General features: G+C 52.9%; 21 tRNA genes. All 21 read left to right on the plus strand.

The window, feature by feature from the left end:
• Positions 1-22 precede the first annotated feature (22 nt).
• A tRNA-Val gene (locus D368_RS18375) sits at positions 23-98 on the plus strand.
• A 29-nt stretch (positions 99-127) separates the two neighbouring features.
• Positions 128-203 (plus strand) — tRNA-Thr (locus D368_RS18380).
• 37 nt (positions 204-240) lie between these two features.
• Positions 241-316, plus strand: a tRNA-Lys gene (locus D368_RS18385).
• A 10-nt stretch (positions 317-326) separates the two neighbouring features.
• Positions 327-410 (plus strand) — tRNA-Leu (locus tag D368_RS18390).
• Between the two features lie 9 nt (positions 411-419).
• A tRNA-Gly gene (locus tag D368_RS18395) sits at positions 420-494 on the plus strand.
• A gap of 19 nt (positions 495-513) precedes the next feature.
• Positions 514-599, plus strand: a tRNA-Leu gene (locus tag D368_RS18400).
• Between the two features lie 9 nt (positions 600-608).
• Positions 609-685: transfer RNA gene (locus tag D368_RS18405), tRNA-Arg, on the plus strand.
• A gap of 17 nt (positions 686-702) precedes the next feature.
• Positions 703-779 (plus strand) — tRNA-Pro (locus D368_RS18410).
• 4 nt (positions 780-783) lie between these two features.
• A tRNA-Ala gene (locus D368_RS18415) sits at positions 784-856 on the plus strand.
• A gap of 19 nt (positions 857-875) precedes the next feature.
• A tRNA-Met gene (locus D368_RS18420) sits at positions 876-952 on the plus strand.
• A gap of 2 nt (positions 953-954) precedes the next feature.
• A tRNA-Ile gene (locus D368_RS18425) sits at positions 955-1,031 on the plus strand.
• A 7-nt stretch (positions 1,032-1,038) separates the two neighbouring features.
• Positions 1,039-1,131: transfer RNA gene (locus D368_RS18430), tRNA-Ser, on the plus strand.
• Positions 1,132-1,150: 19 nt separating this feature from the next.
• A tRNA-Met gene (locus tag D368_RS18435) sits at positions 1,151-1,227 on the plus strand.
• 6 nt (positions 1,228-1,233) lie between these two features.
• A tRNA-Asp gene (locus D368_RS18440) sits at positions 1,234-1,310 on the plus strand.
• A 10-nt stretch (positions 1,311-1,320) separates the two neighbouring features.
• Positions 1,321-1,396: transfer RNA gene (locus D368_RS18445), tRNA-Phe, on the plus strand.
• Positions 1,397-1,416: 20 nt separating this feature from the next.
• A tRNA-His gene (locus D368_RS18450) sits at positions 1,417-1,492 on the plus strand.
• An 8-nt stretch (positions 1,493-1,500) separates the two neighbouring features.
• A tRNA-Gly gene (locus D368_RS18455) sits at positions 1,501-1,574 on the plus strand.
• 15 nt (positions 1,575-1,589) lie between these two features.
• Positions 1,590-1,666 (plus strand) — tRNA-Ile (locus tag D368_RS18460).
• Between the two features lie 10 nt (positions 1,667-1,676).
• A tRNA-Asn gene (locus D368_RS18465) sits at positions 1,677-1,751 on the plus strand.
• Positions 1,752-1,754: 3 nt separating this feature from the next.
• Positions 1,755-1,845, plus strand: a tRNA-Ser gene (locus tag D368_RS18470).
• Positions 1,846-1,848: 3 nt separating this feature from the next.
• A tRNA-Glu gene (locus D368_RS18475) sits at positions 1,849-1,920 on the plus strand.
• Positions 1,921-1,935 lie beyond the last annotated feature (15 nt).

A 1,935-nucleotide genomic window follows, 5' to 3' on the forward strand; every position in this document is an offset into this window, starting at 1 on the left:
ATTACACGTAAGTGTAATATATGGAGGATTAGCTCAGCTGGGAGAGCATCTGCCTTACAAGCAGAGGGTCGGCGGTTCGAGCCCGTCATCCTCCACCATTCCTATCATACATAAGTTGGCGTATTGGGCCGGTGTAGCTCAATTGGTAGAGCAACTGACTTGTAATCAGTAGGTTGGGGGTTCAAGTCCTCTTGCCGGCACCACTTTTATATGTTATACTATATAAGTCTCTTGTAATAAGAGCCATTAGCTCAGTTGGTAGAGCATCTGACTTTTAATCAGAGGGTCGAAGGTTCGAGTCCTTCATGGCTCACCATATTTTTCTTGCGGATGTGGCGGAATTGGCAGACGCGCTAGAATCAGGCTCTAGTGTCTTTACAGACGTGGGGGTTCAAGTCCCTTCATCCGCATTGCCAAACGCGGAAGTAGTTCAGTGGTAGAACATCACCTTGCCAAGGTGGGGGTCGCGGGTTCGAATCCCGTCTTCCGCTCCAACTATACTATACCATCCATGCCGGGGTGGTGGAATTGGCAGACACACAGGACTTAAAATCCTGCGGTAGGTGACTACCGTGCCGGTTCAAGTCCGGCCCTCGGCACTTATTGTTGCGCCCGTAGCTCAATTGGATAGAGCGTTTGACTACGGATCAAAAGGTTAGGGGTTCGACTCCTCTCGGGCGCGCCATACATACTTTTGAAAAACGGGAAGTAGCTCAGCTTGGTAGAGCACATGGTTTGGGACCATGGGGTCGCAGGTTCGAATCCTGTCTTCCCGACCATTTTGGGGCCTTAGCTCAGCTGGGAGAGCGCCTGCTTTGCACGCAGGAGGTCAGCGGTTCGATCCCGCTAGGCTCCACTTGATTTTAATTGTTTTTGGCGGTGTAGCTCAGCTGGCTAGAGCGTACGGTTCATACCCGTGAGGTCGGGGGTTCGATCCCCTCCGCCGCTACCATTGGACCTTTAGCTCAGTTGGTTAGAGCAGACGGCTCATAACCGTCCGGTCGTAGGTTCGAGTCCTACAAGGTCCACCACTTATACGGAGGAATACCCAAGTCTGGCTGAAGGGATCGGTCTTGAAAACCGACAGGGGTGTCAAAGCCCGCGGGGGTTCGAATCCCTCTTCCTCCGCCATATCTAATTTAATTATCATCGCGGGGTGGAGCAGTTCGGTAGCTCGTCGGGCTCATAACCCGAAGGTCGCAGGTTCAAATCCTGCCCCCGCAACCAAAAAATGGTCCGGTAGTTCAGTTGGTTAGAATGCCTGCCTGTCACGCAGGAGGTCGCGGGTTCGAGTCCCGTCCGGACCGCCATTTATAAAAAGGCTCGGTAGCTCAGTTGGTAGAGCAACGGACTGAAAATCCGTGTGTCGGCGGTTCGATTCCGTCCCGAGCCACCATTTAATTTAATATTGTTTTGGCGGTTGTGGCGAAGTGGTTAACGCACCAGATTGTGGCTCTGGCACTCGTGGGTTCGATTCCCATCAATCGCCCCAAACAACATGCGGGTGTAGTTTAGTGGTAAAACCTCAGCCTTCCAAGCTGATGTCGTGGGTTCGATTCCCATCACCCGCTCCATTTTTATATTGTCATGGGCCTGTAGCTCAGCTGGTTAGAGCGCACGCCTGATAAGCGTGAGGTCGGTGGTTCGAGTCCACTCAGGCCCACCATGATGATTTTTCCACAGTAGCTCAGTGGTAGAGCTATCGGCTGTTAACCGATCGGTCGCAGGTTCGAATCCTGCCTGTGGAGCCATACGGAGAAGTACTCAAGTGGCTGAAGAGGCGCCCCTGCTAAGGGTGTAGGTCGTGTAAGCGGCGCGAGGGTTCAAATCCCTCCTTCTCCGCCATAAGGCCCGTTGGTCAAGCGGTTAAGACACCGCCCTTTCACGGCGGTAACACGGGTTCGAATCCCGTACGGGTCATAATAAAAACCTTGC

Origin of the sequence: Paenibacillus lentimorbus NRRL B-30488 (genome assembly GCF_000411595.1) — a bacterium.
Lineage (GTDB): Bacteria > Bacillota > Bacilli > Bacillales > Bacillaceae > Bacillus > Bacillus velezensis.